Raw genomic sequence first — 18,598 nt, 5'->3', positions numbered from 1 at the left:
CCCGCCGGATCGACCGCGACGCTCCTCCGCCACCGCTCCCGAGAGGGACCGGGGCGGGGGAGCGTTTCTTCGTCCGGGCAGGTGAACGTTCACGGACTTCGGCGTCAGCGCCCTTGACGGAGCCGGATACAGCGGCCTAGCGTGGTGCGTGAACGTTCACGTCAACGAGGCCGCGAGAGGGACACGCATGTCCGACACCACCACCACCCGCACCGACTCCAGCACCGCCGCACCCGGCTGGGCGGTGCTCGGGCCCGGCGGAATCGCCCGCCGGTTCCTGTCGCAGCTGCCCGCGAGCGAGCGGGGCGCCCGCCTCGTCGCCGCCGGCAGCTCCGACTCCGGCCGCGCCGCCGCCTTCGCCGCCGAGGCCGTCGAGCACGGCTTCGCCGACGCGACCGGCGGCTCCTACGCCGAGGTCCTCGCCGATCCGGCCGTCACCGCCGTCTACATCTCCACCGTGCACACCGGCCACGCCGCGCTCGTGCTGCAGGCGCTCGAGGCCGGCAAGGCCGTGCTCTGCGAGAAGCCGCTGGCGGTGAACCACGGCACGGCGATGGTGCTGGTCGACGCCGCGCGCCAGGCCGGTCTGCCGCTGGTCGAGGCGTACATGTACCGCTTCCACCCGCAGACGGCCGCCCTGCTCGACCTGGTCCGCGACGGCGTGATCGGCGACGTCGTGCACATCGACGCCTCCTTCTCCTTCCGCACCGGCGAGCGCAGCGGCCGTCTCTACGACGTCGCGACGGCCGGTGGCGGCATCCTCGACGTCGGCGGCTACACCGTCACCGCCGCGGCGGCCGTGGTGCAGGCCGCGACCGGCGTCGCCGTCGCCGAGCCCGTCGAGTTCGAGGCGCAGGGCAGCCTCGGCCCCACCGGCGTCGACGAGTGGAGCGTCGCCCGCGCGAGCTACCGCGGCGGCATCACCGCGTCGCTGCGCACCGGAGTGGCGCTCGACGACGCGAACGCGCTGACGATACACGGCACCCGAGGCCGCCTGCACGTGGCCGACCCGTGGTTCGGCGCCGCGGAGTCGGGCATCGAGATCAGCGTCGTGGGCGAGGATCCCCGGATCGTGTCCTTCGAGGGGGAGAGCCCCTACGCACTCGAGGCGGACGCGACGACCGACGCCCTCGCCGCCGGCCGTGTCGAGGCGCCGCAGATGACGCTCGACGAGACGCTCGCCACCGCGCGCACCCTCGATCGCTGGCGCGCCGCACTGGGTCTGCGCTTCCCGTTCGAGGCCGAGGACGCGGACATCCCCACCGTCTCCGGTCGCCCGCTGCGCGTCGCCGCCGATGCGCCGATGCTCTACGGCGAGATCCCCGGCGTCGGCAAGCGGATGTCGCGACTGGTGATGGGCGTCGACAACCAGCCCGACCTGGCGCACGCCTCCGCGATCTTCGACGTGTTCGTCGAGCAGGGCGGCACCGTCTTCGACACCGGCTACATCTACGGCGGCGGCGTGCTCGAGGGCCGCCTCGGTCAGTGGATCCGCAACCGCGGCATCCGCGAGGACGTCGTCGTGATCACCAAGGGCGCGCACACCCCCCACTGCGATCCGGAGTCGCTCACCCGCCAGCTGCTCGAGAGCCTCGAGCGCCAGGGCACCGACTACGCGGACATCTACCTGATGCACCGCGACAACCTCGACGTGCCGGTCGGCGAGTTCGTCGACGTGATGGACGAGCACCAGCGCGCCGGCCGCATCCGCTCCTACGGCGTCTCGAACTGGACGCCGGCGCGCTTCGACGAGGCGCAGGAGTACGCACGGGCGAACGGCCGCGCCGGCTTCCAGGCGCTGAGCAACCACTTCGGGCTGGCCGAGGCCTACGACGTCCCGTGGGACGGCTGCGTGCACGTCACCGACCGCGCCTCGAAGGAGTGGCTCGTCGAGCGCCAGATCCCGCTGCTGCCGTGGTCGTCGCAGGCGCGCGGTTTCTTCACCGGTCGCGCCCGGCCCGACGACACCAGCGACGCCGAGCTGGTGCGCTGCTACTACGGTCCGGAGAACTTCGAGCGCCTGCGCCGCGCCGAGCAGCTCGGTGCCGAGCACGGCGTCGGAGCGACCGCGATCGCGCTGGCCTACGTGCTCGCCCAGCCGTTCCCGACCTTCCCGCTCTTCGGCCCCCGCACCATCACCGAGCTGCGCTCGTCGATGCGCGGACTCTCGATCGAGCTGACTCCGGAGCAGACCGCGTGGCTCGACCTCCGCGGCTGAACGGCGCCGAGGCGGCCGGCCGCGCGACGATCCACGACGTCGCGGCCGCCGCCGGCGTCTCCCGCCAGACCGTCACCCGGGCGATGAACGGCATGCCGGGCATCAACGAGGCGACGAAGCGGCGCGTCCTCGACGCCGCCGAGCAGCTCTCCTATCGGCCGTCGCGATTCGGGCGGGGGCTCGTCACCGGCGGGGAGCACCAGCTCGGCCTCGTCGTCGACGACCTGCGCAACCCGTGGTCGCCGGAGCTCGCCTCCGCCGTCCTGCGGGTCGCCGCGGCGCGCGGCTGGAACGTCTCGCTCGCGGACGTCGGTCTCGCCGCCGACTCCGACCGGATGATCCAGGCGCTCGGCGCGCAGACCGACGCCGTGATCGGCACCTTCGGCGGCCGGGCGGCCGAGTGGATCGGGCGGCTCGGCTCCGTGCCGGTCGTGGAGCTGGACCCGCCCGGCGTCCCGCTGCGCGCGGCGGTGCTGCTCGATCACTCCGACGCCGTCGAGGCGCTGGCCGACCATCTCGCCGAAGCGGGAGTGCGGCACCCGGTGCTGCTCGACGTCTCCGTCGGCTCTCGCCCGAGCCGGCGGGCGGAGCTGCTGCTCGCGGCGTTCGCGGCGCACGGTCTCGACGCCTCCGTGGTGCGGGCCGAGGAGCCGACGGCGCAGTCCGCGGCGGAGGCGGCCGAGCGGATCCTCGCCCGGCCGCGGCTCGCCGACGCAATCGTCGCGTTCAACGATCTCTGCGCCATCGGCGTGCTCTCGGCCTGCCGCCGCGCCGGGGTCGACGTGCCCGGCGACGTCCGCGTGGTCGGCATCGACGGCCTGCCGCTCGGCAGGCTGCTCGCGCCGACGCTGACGACGCTCGCCGTCGACCTCGACGAGCTCGCCCGCCACGCGCTCGACCTCGCGGTCGCGATGATCGCGGGCGAGCTGCCGAAGTCGGGCCCGGACGTGCAGCGCACGGTGCGCCACCAGCTGGTGCTCCGCGAGTCGGCTTGACCGACCGCTTGCCGGTCGAGTAGCCCCAGAGGGGCGTCTCGAGACCCCCGCCCGCCCGCGGACGTCGGGCTCCCTCTGAGTGAACCCTCAGCGAGCACCGCGGAGCGAGGCATAGCGTTGCGCTGTGCGTGCGCATCCTGCGGCGCCGAGGAGGAGATCATGGGATTCCTGGACCGACTGCTGGGGCGCGAGGAGCGCCCGGAGGACCGCCGACCGGCCACCGGCTACCCCGCCCCCGCCGCGGCTGAGCGCCGCGCGGACGGCGCCGCGCCCGCCTACGGCACCCCGACCGCGCAGTCCGCACGGAGCCAGGACGAGATCGCCATCGAGCGCTACCGCTACCTCCTCCGCACCGCCCCGCCGGAGGCGATCGAGCAGGTGCACCGCGAGGCGTTCGAGCAGCTCACCCCCGAGCAGCGCCAGCAGGTCTTCCGCGAGCTGAGCGAGGGCGCGCCCGCGGGCGACGCTCCGCGCTCGGACGACGCGCAGGCGCTCGCCAAGTCGGCGACCCGCAGCGAGCTGCGCCAGCCCGGATTCATGGAGCGGCGCTTCTCCGGCGGCGGCGCCGGCGGCATGGGCTTCGGCGGCGTCCTCGCCTCGTCGATGCTCGGCACGATCGCGGGCTTCGTGATCGGCTCGGCCATCGCCGACGCGTTCCTGCCGGACGCCGGCGGCGAGGCGGTGCAGGCCGACGGCGCGGACGGCGGCGACGCGGGAGCGGACGGTGCGGGCGACGGTGGCGGCGACGCGGGCGGCGACTACGGCGCCGACGCGGGCGACGGCGACTTCGGTGGCGGCGGTGACTTCGGTGGCGGAGGCGACTTCGGCGGTGGCGGCGACTTCGGCGGCGGCTTCGACTTCTGAACCCGTCGCGCCCGCCGCGCCTCGGCCCGCCGCCCCTCAGCTCTCGTCGAGGAGCAGCGCCTTCACCTCGCGCCGCAGCACCTTGCCGATCATGCTGCGCGGCAGTTCGTCGACGACCGCGATCCGCTTGGGCACCTTGTAGGGCGTGAGCGCCTCGCGGACGACCCGGCGCGCCTCCTCCTGGTCGAGGTGCGCGCCGGGCTCGAGCACGACCGCCGCGGCGACCTGCTCGCCGCTGCGCGCGTCGGGCAGCCCGACGACGGCGACGTCCCGGACGGCGGGCAGCCGGCGGAGCACGTCCTCCACCTCGGACGGCGAGACGTTGAAGCCGCCGGAGATGATCAGCTCCTTGATCCGGTCGACGATCGTGACGAAGCCGTCGTCGTCGATCCGGGCGATGTCGCCGGTGCGGAACCAGCCGTCGGCGGTGAAGGCGGCAGCGGTCTCGTCGGGCTTGCGGTGGTAGCCGCGGAACACCTGCGGCCCGCGCACCACGAGCTCGCCCGCGGCCCCGGCCTCGACCTCGGTCTCCGGGTCCTCCGGATCGACGATGCGCACGTCGGTGCCCGGCAGCGGCAGACCGACGGTGCCGGCCCGCCGCGTGGGGCCGACCGGGTTCGCCATCAGCACGGGTGAGGTCTCGGAGAGCCCGTAGCCCTCGACGAGGGTGCCGCCGGTCAGCGCCTCGAAGGACTCGACCAGCGCGGGATCGAGCGGCATCGCTCCGGAGATCGCGATCTCGATCCCCTGCAGCGAGACGCCCTTCTCCTGTGCGCGCAGCGCGAGCCGCTCGGCGATCGGCGGCACCGCGGGGAGGAAGGTCGCCGGGTGCTTCCGCACCACCTTGAGCACCAGATCCGGATCGAACTTCGGGAACAGGACCAGACGCGCCCCCATGCTCATCGCGAAGGTGAGGCAGAGCGTGAGCCCGTAGGCGTGGAACATCGGCAGCACCGCGTAGACGACGCAGTCGCCGCGGCGCACCGTGGGCACCCAGGCGCGCGACTGCGCGGCGTTCGCGGTGAGGTTGAGGTGGGTCAGCTCGGCGCCCTTCGGGGTGCCGGTGGTGCCGCTGGTGTACTGGATGACGGCGAGGTCCTCGGCCGTCGGGCGGGGGTGCGCCGGGTCGAGTCGGCGGCGCAGCAGTGCGTCCCACTCGATCGCGCCGCGGACCCTGCCGGTCAGCGCGGCGCGCGACTCGCGGGCCTTCTTCAGCGGGAGCCGGAGTGCCGCGCGCATCGGCGCCGGCATCGCGCGGGTGAGGTCGACGGAGACGACCGACTCGACGCCGAGGTCGGCGGGCAGCTCCTGCACCAGCGGGACGACCCGGTCCCAGGCGATCGCGACCCGCGCGCCGTGGTCCTCGAACTGGTGGCGCAGCTCGCGCGGCGTGTAGAGCGGGTTGTGCTCGACGACGACCGCGCCCAGGCGCAGCACCGCGTAGAACGCGACGACGTGCTGCGGGCAGTTCGGCAGGATCAGCGCGACGGGGTCGCCCGAGCGGACGCCGAGCCGGCGCAGCCCCTCCGCGGCCCTCTCCACCTCGTCGGCGAGCTGGGCGTAGCTGGTCGAGCGGCCGAAGAACTCGAGGGCGACCTGGTGCGGATAGCGCTCGGCCGACTCCGTCACGATGTCGACGAGCGAGCCGGTGGGGAGCTCCAGCTCCTCCGGAACGCCGTCTGCGTAGCTGCGGATCCAGGGGCGGGGCGGGTGACTGCTCACCCGCCCCACTCTAGGCGCAGGGCTCCGGGCACCCGATCGAGTGCCCGGTCGGTGCGCTCAGGCGCCCTTCGCGACGGCGTCCTCGATCGCGACGTCGCCCGAGACGATCTCCCAGGTCGCGCCGATGGAGGTGGGGTCGGCCAGCACGGCGATCACGGTCGCGGCCACGTCGGCGCGCGGGATGCTGCCCTTCTCGACGCTCTCGCCGAGCAGGATCCGGCCGGTGCCCTCATCGTCGGTGAGGCCGCCCGGACGCAGGACCGTCCAGTCGAGGTCGGTGCCGCGCAGCGCCGTGTCGGCGTCGCGCTTGGCCTCGACGTAGGCGCGCCAGTCCTCCTCGGTGTCGTCCGGGAGCGCGGCGTCGACGCCGATCGCGCTGATCTGCACGAAGCGGCGGATCCCGGCGATCGAGGCCGCCTCCTGACTCAGCACGGAGGCGCCGAGGTCGACGGTGCGCTTGCGCTCGGGCCCGGAGTCGGGGCCGGCACCGGCCGTGAAGACGAGGGCGTCGACGCCCTCGAGCCGCCCGGCGAAGTCCTCCGCGGTGGAGTGCTCGAGGTCGTGGACCAGGGGCTCGCCGCCGAGGCGGACGATGTCCTCCGAGTGCTCGGGGTTGCGGACGACTCCGACCGCTTCGTGTCCGGCGTCGTACAGCAGATGGAGGATCTGCTGGCCGACCTTGCCGTGTGCTCCGATGACGGCGACGCGTGTCATGGCTGTCCTCTCTCGACGGGGCGGTGCGCCCCGGGTGTCGTCCGCGCGGCGGCGCGGACCTCCCCATCCTGCCGTCGGCAGCCTGGGGTCGTTCTCAGGTGTCCGGGCCGGGACGTCAGGCCGCCAGCCGGTCGTCCCGCCCGGTGACCGCCAGCAGCCTGCTCTGCAGCGGCGCGTCGGAGCCGATCGGCACGGGCGCCGCGAACAGCCCGCTCGCGCGCAGGGTCTCCTCCTGCGGGGCGAACAGCTCCCAGACCGCGGCGACGAGGCCCTCCTCCATCGCCTCCTCGGCACCGGTCGCCCGGGCCAGGTCCCAGGTGTGCACGGTGATGTCGGCCACCTGCTCCTGCAGCAGCTCCAGCGCGCTGACGGTGTCGCGGCCCAGCCGCAGCTCCGCACCGGGGTCGACCTCGCGGGAGACCGCGCGCAGGAGCGTGGTGACGCGGGTCCACTCGCTGCGCAGGTCGGCCGCGACCGGCTCGAGGCGGATCGGCGACTCGTCGCCGCCGGAGAGCAGGGTGTGCGCCCGCTGCTGCTCGCGGACCACGTGCAGGACGAGGGCGCGGGTGTCCCACTCGGTGTCGGGGGTCGGCGCGGTCCAGTCGACCACGGCGTCGAGGCGGACCTCGAAGGCGGCGTGCGCGCGGGCCTGCAGGTCGAGCCAGCGGCTCAGCTCGGTGGGCGGGGAGGCGGGCTCGTGCTCGTGCGTCATGTCTTCTCCGGGGAGTCGTCGTGGGTGCTCGGGACAACCGCCGCGGCGGCGTCGCCATTCCCGCCCGACCCGAGTCGCCGGGAGGAGCGGTCGGTGTCGGTGGTGCGTGCGACCATGATCCTCGAAGGCACTCCGGTCGCGGGGCGCCGTGTTCGAGCAGGGGGACCGTGAGCAAGCAGGACGGCACGGGGCGCCAGGTCACGACCGAGCCCTTCGACGACCCGCGCGCGAGCATCCTGCACGTCGACATGGACGCGTTCTTCGCCTCCGTCGAGCTGCTCGATCACCCGGAGCTGCGCGGGAAGCCGGTCGTGGTCGGCCACATCGGCTCGCGCTCCGTCGTCACCGCCGCCACCTACGAGGCGCGCAAGTACGGCATCAACTCGGCGATGCCGATGGCCGTGGCGCTCCGGCGCTGCCCGCACGCGATCGTCCTCGAGCCGCACATGGACCGCTACCGCGAGGCCTCGCGCCGCGTGATGGCGATCTTCGACTCCTTCACCCCGCTCGTCGAGCGCCTCAGCATCGACGAGGCGTTCCTCGACGTCGCCGGAGCGCGGCGGATCTCCGGCTCGCCCTGGGCGATCGGCACCGAGATCCGCCGCCGAGTGCACGCCGAGCTCGGGCTCACCTGCTCGGTCGGCGTCGCGAGCACCAAGTTCGTCGCCAAGCTCGCCTCCGGGCGCTCCAAGCCCGACGGGCTGCTCGTCGTCCCGTCCGACGGCGTGCAGGCCTTCCTCGACCCGCTGCCCGTGAGCGCGCTCTGGGGAGTCGGGGCGAGCACGGAGGAGGCACTGGTGCGGCGCGGGCTGCGGACGGTGGCGGACGTCGCGACCACTCCGCTCGCCTCGCTCGTCTCGGCCCTCGGCGAGGCCACCGGTCGCCGCCTGCACGCGCTCTCCAACGGTGTCGACCCCCGGCCGGTCGACACCCGCCAGATCGAGAAGAGCGCGGGCCACGAGATCACCTTCGCCGACGACGTCGCCGACCCCGAGCTGGTCCGCCGCGAGCTGCTGCGGCTCTGCGACAAGGTCGCCGTGCGGATGCGCCGATCCGGCGTCCGCTGCCGGACCGTCGCCGTGAAGGTCCGCTTCGGCGACTTCAGCACGCTCACCCGCTCGCGCACGCTGCAGGAGGCGACCGACGTCGCGCGCGTGCTCTACGAGGCGTCCTCCGCGCTCCTCGAGGCGGCGAATCCGCTCCGCCGCCCGGTCCGTCTGATTGGCGTGCGGGGCGAGCAGTTGGTCGAGGCCGACGACGTCGCGTTCTCGCTCTGGAGCGACTCCGACGACTGGCGCGACGCGGAGCTCGCGGTCGACGGCGTCTCGGCCCGCTTCGGCACGGGGGCGGTGCGGCCGGCGTCGCTGCTGTCGCGCTCCGCGCCCGAGTCGGCGAAGGGCATCGACATCAGCGACACGCTCGCTACGCGGAACCGATCGTCAGACTGATCGGCCGGTGGTCCGAGCCGTTCGGCGGCAGGACCTCGAGGGTCGCGGCGGGGACCCCGTCGGCCAGCGCGTGATCGAGCGAGACCACGGGGAGCAGTGCCGGCCAGGTCGCGGGGAAGCCGATGCCCGAGGTGCGGACGAGTCCCGCCTGATCGAGCACCGGTGCGAGCAGATGGTCGTCGGTCGCGGTGTTGAAGTCGCCGACGACGATCCTGCGGTCCGACCCGTCCTCCGCGAGGGTCGAGGCGAGCCCGCCGAGCATCGTGTCGCGCTCGGCGTGGTCGCCGAGCCGGAACGAGGCGAGGTGCACCACGAAGAGGCGCGTCGCCCCGAGCGGAGTGTCGACGTCGACGGCGAGGGCCCGGTTCCAGTCGAGCCCGAGATCGAGCGGCTCGCCGTTCGAGAGCTCGGTGCGGCTCCAGATCCCGACCGTTCCGACGACGTAGGAGTGCGGATAGGCCTCGGCGAGCTCGTCGCCGACCGCCTCCCGCGCGTCTGCGTCGAGCTCCTGGAAGGCGAGCACGTCCGGTTCCCGGCTCGCGAGCCGGGCGGCGAGCTCACCCGCGTCCTCGCTCGTGCCGAGGTTCTGGCTGACCACGGTGAACGACCCGGAGCGGACCGCCGGCGCGGGCAGCGCGACCGGGAGCACGAGCACGCCGTAGACCGTCACCAGCACCGTGACCGCGGCCCCCGCACCGCGGGATCGCGCGGCGATCGCGCCCACCAGCAGGAGCAGCACGGCGAGGCCGGACCACGGGATGGCCGTCTCCAGCACCGAGAGCCAGCCGGCCGCGTCCCCGAGCACCCGGTGGAACGCGAGGAACGCCGCCAGCAGCAGGCTCGCGACCGCGATCGTCGTCGCCCGCGCGGGGCGGCGGCGGCGGGGTCGGTCGGACATCCGTCGATCATCGCAGCCGAGCTCCGGAAGGAGGTGGGGGAGTCCTGTGCGCGCCGGTGCGCCGCTTGTCGGCCCTTCGGCCCGCGGAGTACCGTCGGGCCATGCCCAACATCGCTGTCTCCCTGGCCGACAAAGTGACCTCCGCGGGTACCGCGACGATCTACGGGGAGCCCGTCGAGGTCGACGGCGTCTCGCTGGTCCCCGTCGCGCTCCGCTGGTTCGGCTTCGGCGGCGGCAGCGGTTCGGAGGACGGCCAGGAGGGCGGCGGCGGTGGCGGCGGCGGAGCCGTGATCCCCATCGGCGCCTACATCAAGGACGACCTGGGCCTGCGCTTCCAGCCCAACATCGTCTCGGTGCTCGCCGTCGGCATCCCGCTGGTCTGGGTCTCCGGCAAGGCACTCGCGCGCATCGTCCGCGCGCTCAAGAAGTAGCCGCGAGTCGCTCGCACGGCCTCAGCGCTGGGGCCGCGCCGAGAACCAGGTCTTCTTCGTGCGGCCGAAGCCGACGATGAGCCGCTCGGCGTCGTTCGGGCGGCGCGGGTCGTAGATCACCGCGACCGGCTCGCCCGCCATCCAGGCGTCGCCGCGCTTCTGCGGCGTCTTCACCGCGTGCCGCACCTCGCCGTCGGCGAGCCGGTAGGCGATGAGCAGCCGCCCGAGCTCGCGCGCGGCCGCGGCGTCGCCGCGACCCGGATCCGGCGCGACGACCCGACCGGGCACGCGCGTCCCGTAGCTGAGCAGCTCGCGGCGGATGCGGAACCGCCGCCGCCAGAGCAGCACCTGGAGCAGGACCACCAGCAGCGCTGCCAGGACGAGAACCACCGACCACGACATGCTGTCTATGATTGCTGACGAACACGGGAGTCCGGTGCACCGGGCTGAGAGGAAGGCAGCAGCCTTCGACCGTCGAACCTGATCTGGGTCATGCCAGCGAAGGAACGTTTCGATCTCCTCTTCTTCCACCCGTGCCCCGTTTCGCTTCCACGAAAGGGCACGTCAGTGCAGAACAACGCAGCGCAGAACAGCGCAGCACAGAACGCCGTCCGTCCCGCTTCCCCGGCGCGGGGCTCCCGCCCCCGCGACCTCCGCTGGCGAGTCGTCGACATCGTCGTGGCGAGCGTCGTCGCCGTCGCGGCCGGCATCGTCTTCTGGGCCTGGGGCATCGCGACCAACGTCCTCGGCGTCGCCCTCGACTTCCTCCCGGGTCTCGGCGGCCTCCTCGGCGGCGGCTGGCTCTTCGCCGGCGTCCTCGGCGGTCTGATCATCCGCAAGCCCGGCGCGGCGCTCTACACCGAGATGCTCGCCGCCGTCGTCTCCGCCCTGATCGGCACCCAGTGGGGCTTCACGGTCCTGCTCTCCGGGCTGGTCCAGGGCCTCGGCGCCGAGATCGTCCTCGCCCTCTTCCTCTACCGCAGCGGCCGGCCGCTCGTCGCGATGCTCGCCGGAGCCGGCGCGGGCCTGGCCCTCGCCGTCAACGACCTGCTCGGCTACTACGCCGGGGTCGACGACCTCTTCCGCACGGTCTACGTCGTCACCTCCCTGATCTCCGGCGCCGTCCTCGCGGGACTCCTGCCCTGGTTCGCGGTGCGCGGCCTCGCGGCGTCCGGAGCGCTGGACCGCTTCGTCTCCGGACGGGAGGGCCGCGTGGTCGAGGGGGCGGGCGCGGGCGCTCGATGAGCGGCGCGTCGATCCGGGCGCGCGGCTGGAGCTGGCGGCACGCGGGTCGCGCGACCGCAGCCGTGCGGGGGCTCGACCTCGAGGTGCAGCCGGGCGAGCGCGTCCTGCTCCTCGGTCCGTCCGGCGCAGGCAAGAGCACGCTGCTGCACGCGCTGGCCGGTGTCCTCGGCGGCGAGGAGGACGGAGCCGACGAGGGCGAGCTGAGCATCGACGGTGCTCCACCGCGCGAGCGCCGCGGCGTCGCCGGCCTCGTGCTGCAGGACCCGGACACCCAGGCGGTGCTCGCGCGCGTCGGCGACGACGTCGGCTTCGCCTGCGAGAACCTCGGCGTCGCTCCCGCGGAGATCCCGGCCCGCGTGCGCGGAGCGCTGGACGACGTCGGACTCGACGTGGCGCTCGACCGGTCGACCTCGGCACTGTCCGGCGGGCAGAAGCAGCGGCTCGCGCTGGCCTGCGTCCTCGCGATGCAGCCGCGGCTCCTCCTGCTCGACGAGCCGACCGCCAACCTCGATCCGCTCGGCGTCGACGAGGTCCGCGCGGCGGTCGAGCGGATAACCGCGCGCACCGGCGCGACCCTGCTCGTCGTCGAGCACCGCGTCGACGTCTGGATCGACCTCGTCGACCGGGTCGTCGTGCTCGGCGCCGACGGCACGGTCGTCGCCGACGGCGCGCCGCGCTCCGTGATCGGGCAGGCCCGCGAGGTCCTCACCGCCGCCGGCGTCTGGCTCCCGGGGGAGCACCCGGCGCGACGCGAGGAGTCCACCGCACCCGCGTCGACGGCCCTCAGCACCACCGACCTCGATCTCGCCCGTCCCGTCTTCGGCCGCCGCCGCCCGCCGCTGATCGCCACCGGACTCGACCTCGCTCTCGAGGCCGGCCGGGTCACCGCCGTCCTCGGCCCGAACGGCGCCGGCAAGTCGACGCTCGCGCTCACCCTCGCGGGCCTCCTCGCACCGGCCGGGGGAGAGGTCGTCGCCTCGCCGTCCGTCCGCGACGGCGCCTCGCCGCACCCGCACCGCTGGACCTCGCGGCAGCTCGCTGACCGCGTCGCGATGGTGTTCCAGGAGCCCGAGCACCAGTTCCTGACGGCGCGGGTGCGCCAGGAGCTGCACCTGGGGGTCCGCGACGAGCAGGAGCGGCACCGCGCCGACGAGCTGCTCGAGCGCCTCGGCCTGGCCCACCTCGCCGAGGCGAACCCCTTCACGCTCTCCGGCGGCGAGAAGCGCCGGCTCACCGTCGCCTCGGCCCTCGTGCGCCGCCCCGCCGTCGTCGTGCTCGACGAGCCGACCTTCGGGCAGGACCGCCGCACCTGGGACGTCGTCGTCGATCTGCTCGCCGAGCTCCGCGACGACGGCCGCGCCGTGCTCGCGGTGACCCACGACGAGCACCTGGTGTCGGCCCTCGCCGATGCGGTGCTGCGCCTCGGCACGCAGAAGGCGGTGACCGGATGACCCTCCTCGACGCGGTTCCCGCCCGCGGGCGGATCGCCCGGGCGAATCCGGTGGCGAAGCTGGTCGCCAGCCTCGTCATCGCGGTCGTCCTGGTGCTCACGGTCGACGTGGTGTCGGCCGCGACGGCCCTCGCCCTCGAGCTCCTCGTGCTGCCCTTCGCCGGGCTGCGGCTCGGCGACCTGGTGCGGCGGACGGCGCCGATCTGGATCGCGGCGCCGCTCGCGGGCGTCACGACCGTGCTCTACGGGCGGGACAGCGGGAGCGTGCTCGCGCAGTTCCTCTTCGTCTCGGTGACGGAGGGGTCGCTCGCGCTCGGCGCGGCGATCGCGCTGCGCGTGCTCGCGATCGGCCTGCCGAGCGTGGTGCTGATCGCGACGACCGATCCGACCGATCTGGCCGACGGTCTCGCTCAGATCCTGCGGCTGCCGGCGCGCTTCGTCCTCGGCGGACTCGCCGCGATGCGCCTGGTCGGCCTGCTGACCGACGACTGGCGCACGCTCGCGATGGCGCGCCGGGCTCGCGGCCTGGCCGACGGGCGCGGCCCGATCAGCGCGCTGAGGAGCCTCGGCGCCCGGAGCTTCTCGCTGCTGGTGCTGGCGATCCGGCGCGGCAGCCGCCTGGCGACCGCGATGGAGGCGAAGGGCTTCGGCGCGGACACCCCGCGGACCTGGGCGCGCGAGTCGCGCTTCGGTGCGGGCGACGTCCTCCTCGTGCTCGGTGGCGCCGGCATCGCCGCGATCGCGGTCACCGCCGCCGTGCTCGCCGGTTCCTGGAGCTTCGTGCTGCATGCCTGAGCACGACCGGCTCACGGGCGACAGTGCGCGGCTGCTGGCACGCCGCGTCGTCGCCCGCCGTTCGCGCACGGTGCTGCTCGACGGGCCGAGCGGCTCGGGCAAGTCGACCTTCGCCCTCGCCCTGCTCGCCGAGCTCCGCCGCGACGCACGAGCGCCGGAGAGCGCCCTCGTGCGGATGGACGACGTCTACCCGGGCTGGTCGGGGCTCGACCGGGCGGTGGCGATCGCGGCGGAGCGGATCGTCCGCCCGCACGCGCTCGGGCTGGGCGCGCGCTGGCCGGCCTGGAACTGGGCGAGCGGGACGACGGCCGGCCCGCGCTCCGCCTCGGCGCCGCTCCTCCTGCTGGAGGGCTGCGGGGCGGCGGGGGAGCGCAGTCGGCGCTTCGCCGATCTCCGCGTCTGGATCGAGGCGGACGAGGTGCAGCGCAAGCGGCGCGCCCTCGCCCGGGACGGCGAGCTGTTCGCTCCGCACTGGGCGGCGTGGGACGAGCAGTTCCGGCGGTACTGCTCGCGCGAGCGGCCGCGCGAGGGTGCCGACCTGGTGCTCGACTCGAGCGACGCGGAGTCGGCGGCCTGACCGCAGGGTCAGGCCCAGCCGAGCTCGTGCAGCCGCTCGTCGTCGATGCCGTAGAAGTGCGCGATCTCGTGCACGAGCGTGACGTGGATCTCGTCGCGCAGCTCGTCGAGCGTCTCGCAGGCGGCGAGGTGCGGCTCGCGGTAGAGGATGATCCGGTCGGGCATCTCGCCGAAGCCGTAGCGCTCGCGCTCGGTGAGGGCGACGCCGTCGTAGAGGCCGAGCAGATCGAGCGAGCCGTCTTCGGGGCGGTCCTCGACGACGAAGACGACGTTCTCGAGCCCGTCGACCATGTCGTCCGGGAGCTCGTCGAGCTCGGCGACCACGAGCCGCTCGAACTCGGCCTCGTCGAGAGTGAGCATCGACTCGGACCTCTCGTCGTCGGGAGTCGGCCGTGCCGACCGGGGGAAAAAGGAAGGCCCGGAGTCGATGACTCCGGGCCTTCCGCACCGTGCTCGTCGCACGGAACTGGGGTGAGTAACGGGGCTCGAACCCGCGACCTCCTAGACCACAACCAGGCGCTCTGCCAACTGAGCTATACCCACCAGGACGGTGTTCCGCGGGGGCGACCCCGCGAAGCAACTGTACGAGAGTACTACATCCGCGAGGCGAACTCGTCCACGACGGCGGCCGAGACCGCCTGCACCTCGGCGGTCGTCGGGCCGGGCTCGCCGACGAAGGCTGCGCGGCGGTAGTAGCGCAGCTCGCGGATGCTCTCGAGGATGTCGGCGAGCGCGCGGTGGCCGCCGTGCTTGGCCGGGGCGTTGAAGTAGATGCGCGGGAACCAGCGGCGGGCCAGCTCCTTCACCGTCGAGACGTCGACGTTGCGGTAGTGCAGGTGCGAGTCGAGGCGCGGCATGAACTTGACCAGGAAGGCGCGGTCGGTGCCGATCGAGTTGCCGGCCAGCGGAGCCTGCTGCTCGGCGGGGACGTGCTTGAGCACGTACTCGAGCACCTGGTACTCGGCGTCGGCGACGCTCACGCCGTTCGGGATCTCCGTCAGGAGGCCCGAGGTCTCGTGCATGTTCCTGACGAAGTCGCCCATGTTCTCCAGCGCCGACGCGTCGGGGCGGATCACGATCGACAGCCCCTCGTCGAGGGGTTCGAGATCGAAGTCGGTGACGATCACGGCGATCTCGACGAGCTCGTCGACGTCGAGGTCGAGACCCGTCATCTCGCAGTCGATCCAGACAAGACGATCGGGCGCACTACTCATGCGCCGAAGTCTATCCGCGGGCGCCGACACGGCCGGAGCGGCGACGACGCCTCCTAGACTCGATCCCCGTGATGACCCTCGTCTGCTGGCTGCTGATCGCCAACGCCGTCTGGAACGCCGTCGTCTGGCCGCCCTTCCTCCGCCGCGTGCGGAAGGACCCGCGGGCCCGCGACGCCTCCGGTCGCGCGACGACCTTCCTCCGCGTGCACACCGTCCTGATCGGGATCTCGCTCGTGCTCGCGGCGGTCTCCCTCGTCGTCGGTGTGCTGGGGCTCGTCCAGGGCGCCTGACCCGACTCGGCGGCCGGCGCCGTGGCGCGGTCGTCGCGCCGAGGCCCCGTAGTACCCTGGCGGTGCGCCCCCGTAGCTCAGCGGATAGAGCAGCAGCCTTCTAATCTGACGGTCGCAGGTTCGAGTCCTGCCGGGGGCACCCTCCTGCCGCTCGTCGTTCTGCCTCGAACCGGTATGCCTCGAACCGATGTGCCTCGATCGCTGCCGACCTCCCGCCGGCGGATCGCGGTGTCGCTCGCTTCCGGCGTCCCCCGGACGCGGGCTCGCGGTGATCGCACCGCTAGCACACTGGCAAAACCGGGGCAACACCGGCGTGTTTTGCAGCAAGCGCCGTTCTGCTGGGGGACAGGCACCTAGAGTTGGGGTGCACCGGAATTACAACGACGTAAGAAACGGAGGTACGACCATGTTGCTCCTCGCCATCCTCGGCGGAATCGCCGTCGCGTGGACGATCATCGCGGCGCCTCTCGCTGTGCTGGTCGGTCGAGTCGCTCGTGCTCGAGATGCGCACGTCTGAGGCGTACGAACTGCACCACAGAGAAGGCCCCGATCGCATCGCGATCGGGGCCTTCTCTGCTGACGGGGCAGCGGGCGGAGCTGAGCGGGAGGCTACTCCGCCGAGCGGGCGGTGACGCCGCTCTGCTCGCGGTCCTCGCGCATCCGGTCCGACTCGTCGCCGTCCGCGGTGCTCTCCGCAGGGCTCTCGGAGGCGGTCTCGCCGGAGCTCGGCGCGGGAGCCGCAGGCTGCTCGACGGGCGGGAGCTCCTCCACCGGGCGCTCGCGGGAGGGGACGTCGAGGCGGTCGACGTCGGCGAGAAGTCGGCGCGTTTCGTCGGAGCCGGGGTGCTCGGAGGCGGGCGGCAGGACGATCGTGGGCGTCGACGGGCGCTCGAAGGTGCGGCTGGGCTCCGAGGAGCCGGCGCCGACGACGACGGGGGTGGCCGCCGCGGGTGCGGGGGTCGGACGCGCGGGCTCGGCCGACCGCTCGGCGGACGGCTCGGAGGCGGTCGTGGTCGAAGCGCCGGTCTTCGGCGACTCGGGACGCGCAGTCTCCGAGAAGCGCCAGCGCTCGAGGTCGGCGAGGAAGGCCTTGCGGGCGCGGTTCGGCTTGTCCCGCCAGAGCACGAGGCGGTCGCGGAACTCGCCCACGCTCGCCGCGGTCTGGTAGCCGCCGGTCGTCGACGTGTGCTTCAGGTCGGCGAGCTCGTGCGCGGCCCAGTTCGCGGCGACTCCCGAGCCCTTGATCGGCAGCAGGCGCAGGTGCGTCTCGGCCTGCGCCGACGCGCGGTCGCTGAGGATGCGCTCGGACGGGCTGAGCACGTTCCAGGCGGAGGCGTCGACCGCCGCGTCGATGAGCGTCGCGATGACGGCGTTCTTGCGCTCGTGCTCCTGCTGGCGGATGAGGCGCGCGACCGCCGAGCGGAGGACGAGCGCGGCTACGACGACGCCGACGATCACGGCGAGGAGGACGAGTGCGGCGACGAACACCGACTGGCGCCCCTCGGTCGTCTGGACCCAGTTCACGAATTCGTTCCACCACTGCATGAGGCGAACGTTAGCCCGGGCCCCGGGAGCGGGCGGGTCAGGCGCGCCGACCGGGGAGCGATCGGCCCGCCGACCGGCGGATCAGGCGACCCGGAAGACCTCGATCGCGTCCTCGACGCTCCAGAACTCGCCGATCTCGGCTCCGGCGGGCATGCCCGCGCGGAGGAGCCGGGCGCGGTACTTCTCGCCCTGAGGACCGTCGACGAGCTCGACGTGGCCGACGATCGAGCCGGCCCCGGTGCTCACCCGCCAGAGGCGCGCGTTGACGCGGGTGAGGGTGGGCGGGACGCGGGTGGCGTGAAGGGTGGTGAGGGACACTGCTTCCTCCTGCTGGTCAGCTTCTGCGGGAGCACCCACCGGCCGAGTGCTCCCGCAGACTACGGGCGACCACCGACATCGCCGCCGACCCCGGAGCTCAGTTCAGCGACGTCCCGTGCACCGCGAACTCCTCGATCGCGGCGATCTCCGACTCGGTCAGCGGGCCCGCCTCGAGGGCCGCGACGTTCTGCTCCAGCTGCGCGACGCTCGAGGCGCCGATGATCGCGCTCGTCACGGTCGGCACCCGGAGCACCCAGCTCAGGGCGAGCTGCGCGAGCGACTGGCCGCGGCCCTCGGCGATCGCGTTCAATCCGCGGACCCGCTCGAGGTACTTCTCGTCGATGCGGTCGGAGGAGAGGAAGCGCGAGGTCGCCGCGCGGGAGCCCGCGGGCACCGTGCCGTCGAGGTAGCGGTCCGTCAGCAGGCCCTGCGCGAGCGGCGAGAAGACGATGCAGCCGGTGCCCAGCTCGTCGAGCACGGGGAAGAGTCCGTCCTCGATGTGGCGGTCGAAGAGGGAGTAGCGCGGCTGGTGCAGGAGCAGGTGCACGCCGCTCCCGGCGAGAGCGGCCTCGGCAGCGCGGGTCTGCTCGGGGCTGTAGTTGGAGATGCCGACGTAGAGGGCCTTGCCCTGCTCGACGGCCGAGACGAGTGCGCCCATCGTCTCCTCGATCGGCGTCCCGGGGTCGGGGCGGTGGGAGTAGAAGACGTCGACGTACTCGACGCCGAGCCGGGTCAGGCTCTGATCGAGCGAGGAGAGCAGGTACTTGCGCGAGCCGCCGTCGCCGTAGGGGCCGGGCCACATGTCGTAGCCGGCCTTGGAGGAGAGGACGATCTCGTCGCGGTACGGGCGGAGGTCCTCCGCGAAGAGGCGGCCGAACGCGGTCTCGGCGGCGCCGTAGGGCGGGCCGTAGTTGTTCGCGAGGTCGAAGTGGGTGATCCCCAGGTCGAAGGCGCGGCGCAGGATCGCACGCTGGGTGTCCAGAGGGCGGTCGGATCCGAAGTTGTGCCAGAGCCCGAGCGAGAGGGCGGGCAGCATCAGCCCGCTCCGTCCTGCGCGTCGGTAGTCCATGGCGTCGTAGCGGGCGGGGGCGGCGTCGTAGCTCACCCGGCGACTCTATTGCAGGGCCGCGCGGCGCTGCAGGCCGCGCCCCCGGAATGCTCAC

At 73.5% G+C, this 18,598-nt stretch carries 20 protein-coding genes, 2 tRNA genes and 1 riboswitch; of the genes, 11 read left to right on the top strand and 11 right to left on the bottom strand.

Annotated elements, in window-relative coordinates:
* Positions 1–187: 187 nt before the first annotated feature.
* The 3 genes from GSU72_RS11175 (at position 188) to GSU72_RS11165 (ending at position 4,077) form a co-directional block, all read left to right on the top strand.
* Positions 188–2,218, top strand: coding sequence for an aldo/keto reductase (locus GSU72_RS11175; protein WP_159985077.1), 2,031 nt, complete (start codon positions 188–190; stop codon positions 2,216–2,218).
* Positions 2,197–3,213, top strand: a complete 1,017-nt coding sequence (locus GSU72_RS11170; RefSeq protein WP_159985076.1) for a LacI family DNA-binding transcriptional regulator — start codon at positions 2,197–2,199, stop codon at positions 3,211–3,213. Before GSU72_RS11175 ends, GSU72_RS11170 begins: the two co-directional genes overlap by 22 nt.
* A gap of 159 nt (positions 3,214–3,372) precedes the next feature.
* Positions 3,373–4,077, top strand: a complete 705-nt coding sequence (locus tag GSU72_RS11165; protein WP_159985075.1) for a hypothetical protein — start codon at positions 3,373–3,375, stop codon at positions 4,075–4,077.
* A 36-nt stretch (positions 4,078–4,113) separates the two neighbouring features.
* On the opposite strand, the gene GSU72_RS11160 is transcribed toward GSU72_RS11165, so the two are convergent.
* The 3 genes from GSU72_RS11160 to GSU72_RS11150 form a co-directional block, all read right to left on the bottom strand.
* A complete protein-coding gene (locus GSU72_RS11160) occupies positions 4,114–5,799 on the bottom strand; it encodes a long-chain-fatty-acid--CoA ligase (protein WP_159985074.1) in 1,686 nt (561 codons plus the stop codon).
* A 57-nt stretch (positions 5,800–5,856) separates the two neighbouring features.
* The gene (locus tag GSU72_RS11155) at positions 5,857–6,513 is read right to left on the bottom strand and encodes an SDR family oxidoreductase (protein ID WP_159985073.1); all 657 of its coding nucleotides are present in this window, start codon (positions 6,511–6,513) and stop codon (positions 5,857–5,859) included.
* Between the two features lie 115 nt (positions 6,514–6,628).
* Positions 6,629–7,225, bottom strand: coding sequence for a TIGR03086 family metal-binding protein (locus GSU72_RS11150; RefSeq protein ID WP_159985072.1), 597 nt, complete (start codon positions 7,223–7,225; stop codon positions 6,629–6,631).
* Positions 7,226–7,392: 167 nt separating this feature from the next.
* On the opposite strand from GSU72_RS11150, the gene dinB reads away from it, so the two are divergent.
* Complete coding sequence (gene dinB, locus GSU72_RS11145; RefSeq protein ID WP_159985071.1) at positions 7,393–8,673, top strand: DNA polymerase IV; 1,281 nt, start codon at positions 7,393–7,395, stop codon at positions 8,671–8,673.
* Here the strand turns inward: dinB and GSU72_RS11140 are convergent.
* Positions 8,648–9,571 carry an endonuclease/exonuclease/phosphatase family protein gene (locus tag GSU72_RS11140; protein ID WP_159985070.1) on the bottom strand — a complete coding sequence of 308 codons (924 nt, stop codon included), beginning with the start codon at positions 9,569–9,571 and terminating at the stop codon, positions 8,648–8,650. The two genes, dinB and GSU72_RS11140, sit on opposite strands and share 26 nt — an antisense overlap.
* Before the next feature lie 101 nt (positions 9,572–9,672).
* Here GSU72_RS11140 and GSU72_RS11135 point away from each other — a divergent pair, with 101 nt between their 5' ends.
* On the top strand, positions 9,673–10,002 hold the full coding sequence (locus tag GSU72_RS11135) for a hypothetical protein (RefSeq protein WP_159985069.1): 330 nt from the start codon (positions 9,673–9,675) through the stop codon (positions 10,000–10,002).
* 21 nt (positions 10,003–10,023) lie between these two features.
* On the opposite strand, the gene GSU72_RS11130 is transcribed toward GSU72_RS11135, so the two are convergent.
* Positions 10,024–10,404, bottom strand: coding sequence for a DUF3592 domain-containing protein (locus tag GSU72_RS11130; protein ID WP_159985068.1), 381 nt, complete (start codon positions 10,402–10,404; stop codon positions 10,024–10,026).
* A gap of 14 nt (positions 10,405–10,418) precedes the next feature.
* Positions 10,419–10,526: riboswitch (TPP riboswitch) on the top strand.
* Between the two features lie 43 nt (positions 10,527–10,569).
* Here GSU72_RS11130 and GSU72_RS11125 point away from each other — a divergent pair.
* Genes GSU72_RS11125 through GSU72_RS11110 form a run of 4 tightly spaced genes read left to right on the top strand, consistent with a single transcriptional unit; the run spans position 10,570 to position 14,069 of the window.
* Positions 10,570–11,247 carry an ECF transporter S component gene (locus tag GSU72_RS11125; protein WP_244255767.1) on the top strand — a complete coding sequence of 226 codons (678 nt, stop codon included), beginning with the start codon at positions 10,570–10,572 and terminating at the stop codon, positions 11,245–11,247.
* Complete coding sequence (locus GSU72_RS11120; protein ID WP_167306104.1) at positions 11,244–12,698, top strand: ATP-binding cassette domain-containing protein; 1,455 nt, start codon at positions 11,244–11,246, stop codon at positions 12,696–12,698. Before GSU72_RS11125 ends, GSU72_RS11120 begins: the two co-directional genes overlap by 4 nt.
* On the top strand, positions 12,695–13,492 hold the full coding sequence (locus GSU72_RS11115; RefSeq protein ID WP_159985066.1) for an energy-coupling factor transporter transmembrane component T: 798 nt from the start codon (positions 12,695–12,697) through the stop codon (positions 13,490–13,492). The genes GSU72_RS11120 and GSU72_RS11115 overlap by 4 nt, the downstream gene beginning before the upstream one ends.
* A complete protein-coding gene (locus GSU72_RS11110) occupies positions 13,485–14,069 on the top strand; it encodes a hypothetical protein (RefSeq protein WP_159985065.1) in 585 nt (194 codons plus the stop codon). Before GSU72_RS11115 ends, GSU72_RS11110 begins: the two co-directional genes overlap by 8 nt.
* An 8-nt stretch (positions 14,070–14,077) precedes the next feature.
* Here GSU72_RS11110 and GSU72_RS11105 read toward each other — a convergent pair whose 3' ends face one another.
* The 3 genes from GSU72_RS11105 to orn all read right to left on the bottom strand — a co-directional run bounded on the left by GSU72_RS11105 (position 14,078) and on the right by orn (position 15,282).
* Positions 14,078–14,428, bottom strand: a complete 351-nt coding sequence (locus tag GSU72_RS11105) for a metallopeptidase family protein (protein WP_159985064.1) — start codon at positions 14,426–14,428, stop codon at positions 14,078–14,080.
* A 107-nt stretch (positions 14,429–14,535) separates the two neighbouring features.
* Positions 14,536–14,611 (bottom strand) — tRNA-His (locus GSU72_RS11100).
* Between the two features lie 50 nt (positions 14,612–14,661).
* On the bottom strand, positions 14,662–15,282 hold the full coding sequence (gene orn, locus GSU72_RS11095) for an oligoribonuclease (RefSeq protein ID WP_159985063.1): 621 nt from the start codon (positions 15,280–15,282) through the stop codon (positions 14,662–14,664).
* Between the two features lie 71 nt (positions 15,283–15,353).
* Between orn and GSU72_RS11090 the strand changes: the two genes are divergently transcribed.
* Together GSU72_RS11090 and GSU72_RS11085 are read left to right on the top strand one after the other, a co-directional pair.
* On the top strand, positions 15,354–15,572 hold the full coding sequence (locus tag GSU72_RS11090; protein WP_159986781.1) for a hypothetical protein: 219 nt from the start codon (positions 15,354–15,356) through the stop codon (positions 15,570–15,572).
* Positions 15,573–15,638: 66 nt separating this feature from the next.
* Positions 15,639–15,711 (top strand) — tRNA-Arg (locus GSU72_RS11085).
* 470 nt (positions 15,712–16,181) lie between these two features.
* On the opposite strand, the gene GSU72_RS11080 is transcribed toward GSU72_RS11085, so the two are convergent.
* The 3 genes from GSU72_RS11080 to GSU72_RS11070 all read right to left on the bottom strand — a co-directional run bounded on the left by GSU72_RS11080 (position 16,182) and on the right by GSU72_RS11070 (position 18,540).
* Positions 16,182–17,117: a hypothetical protein gene (locus GSU72_RS11080; protein WP_159985062.1), complete on the bottom strand. Its 936-nt coding sequence runs from the start codon at positions 17,115–17,117 to the stop codon at positions 16,182–16,184.
* A gap of 81 nt (positions 17,118–17,198) precedes the next feature.
* A complete protein-coding gene (locus GSU72_RS11075) occupies positions 17,199–17,435 on the bottom strand; it encodes a hypothetical protein (RefSeq protein WP_159985061.1) in 237 nt (78 codons plus the stop codon).
* Positions 17,436–17,532: 97 nt separating this feature from the next.
* Positions 17,533–18,540, bottom strand: a complete 1,008-nt coding sequence (locus GSU72_RS11070; RefSeq protein ID WP_159985060.1) for an aldo/keto reductase — start codon at positions 18,538–18,540, stop codon at positions 17,533–17,535.
* Positions 18,541–18,598: the final 58 nt, after the last annotated feature.

The sequence above is a fragment of the Rathayibacter sp. VKM Ac-2760 genome (assembly GCF_009834185.1).
Lineage (GTDB): Bacteria > Actinomycetota > Actinomycetes > Actinomycetales > Microbacteriaceae > Rathayibacter.
This window is presented reverse-complemented; position numbering and strand designations above follow the sequence as displayed.

Coding starts and splice junctions, on each gene's coding strand:
- orn (WP_159985063.1), bottom strand. CDS start 15,282: ATGAGTAGTGCGCCCGATCGTCTTGTCTGGATCGACTGCGAGATGACG.
- GSU72_RS11165 (WP_159985075.1), top strand. CDS start 3,373: ATGGGATTCCTGGACCGACTGCTGGGGCGCGAGGAGCGCCCGGAGGAC.
- GSU72_RS11130 (WP_159985068.1), bottom strand. CDS start 10,404: ATGTCGTGGTCGGTGGTTCTCGTCCTGGCAGCGCTGCTGGTGGTCCTG.
- GSU72_RS11110 (WP_159985065.1), top strand. CDS start 13,485: ATGCCTGAGCACGACCGGCTCACGGGCGACAGTGCGCGGCTGCTGGCA.
- GSU72_RS11155 (WP_159985073.1), bottom strand. CDS start 6,513: ATGACACGCGTCGCCGTCATCGGAGCACACGGCAAGGTCGGCCAGCAG.
- GSU72_RS11090 (WP_159986781.1), top strand. CDS start 15,354: ATGACCCTCGTCTGCTGGCTGCTGATCGCCAACGCCGTCTGGAACGCC.
- GSU72_RS11140 (WP_159985070.1), bottom strand. CDS start 9,571: ATGTCCGACCGACCCCGCCGCCGCCGCCCCGCGCGGGCGACGACGATC.
- GSU72_RS11115 (WP_159985066.1), top strand. CDS start 12,695: ATGACCCTCCTCGACGCGGTTCCCGCCCGCGGGCGGATCGCCCGGGCG.
- GSU72_RS11120 (WP_167306104.1), top strand. CDS start 11,244: ATGAGCGGCGCGTCGATCCGGGCGCGCGGCTGGAGCTGGCGGCACGCG.
- GSU72_RS11175 (WP_159985077.1), top strand. CDS start 188: ATGTCCGACACCACCACCACCCGCACCGACTCCAGCACCGCCGCACCC.
- GSU72_RS11135 (WP_159985069.1), top strand. CDS start 9,673: ATGCCCAACATCGCTGTCTCCCTGGCCGACAAAGTGACCTCCGCGGGT.
- GSU72_RS11150 (WP_159985072.1), bottom strand. CDS start 7,225: ATGACGCACGAGCACGAGCCCGCCTCCCCGCCCACCGAGCTGAGCCGC.
- GSU72_RS11080 (WP_159985062.1), bottom strand. CDS start 17,117: ATGCAGTGGTGGAACGAATTCGTGAACTGGGTCCAGACGACCGAGGGG.
- GSU72_RS11105 (WP_159985064.1), bottom strand. CDS start 14,428: ATGCTCACTCTCGACGAGGCCGAGTTCGAGCGGCTCGTGGTCGCCGAG.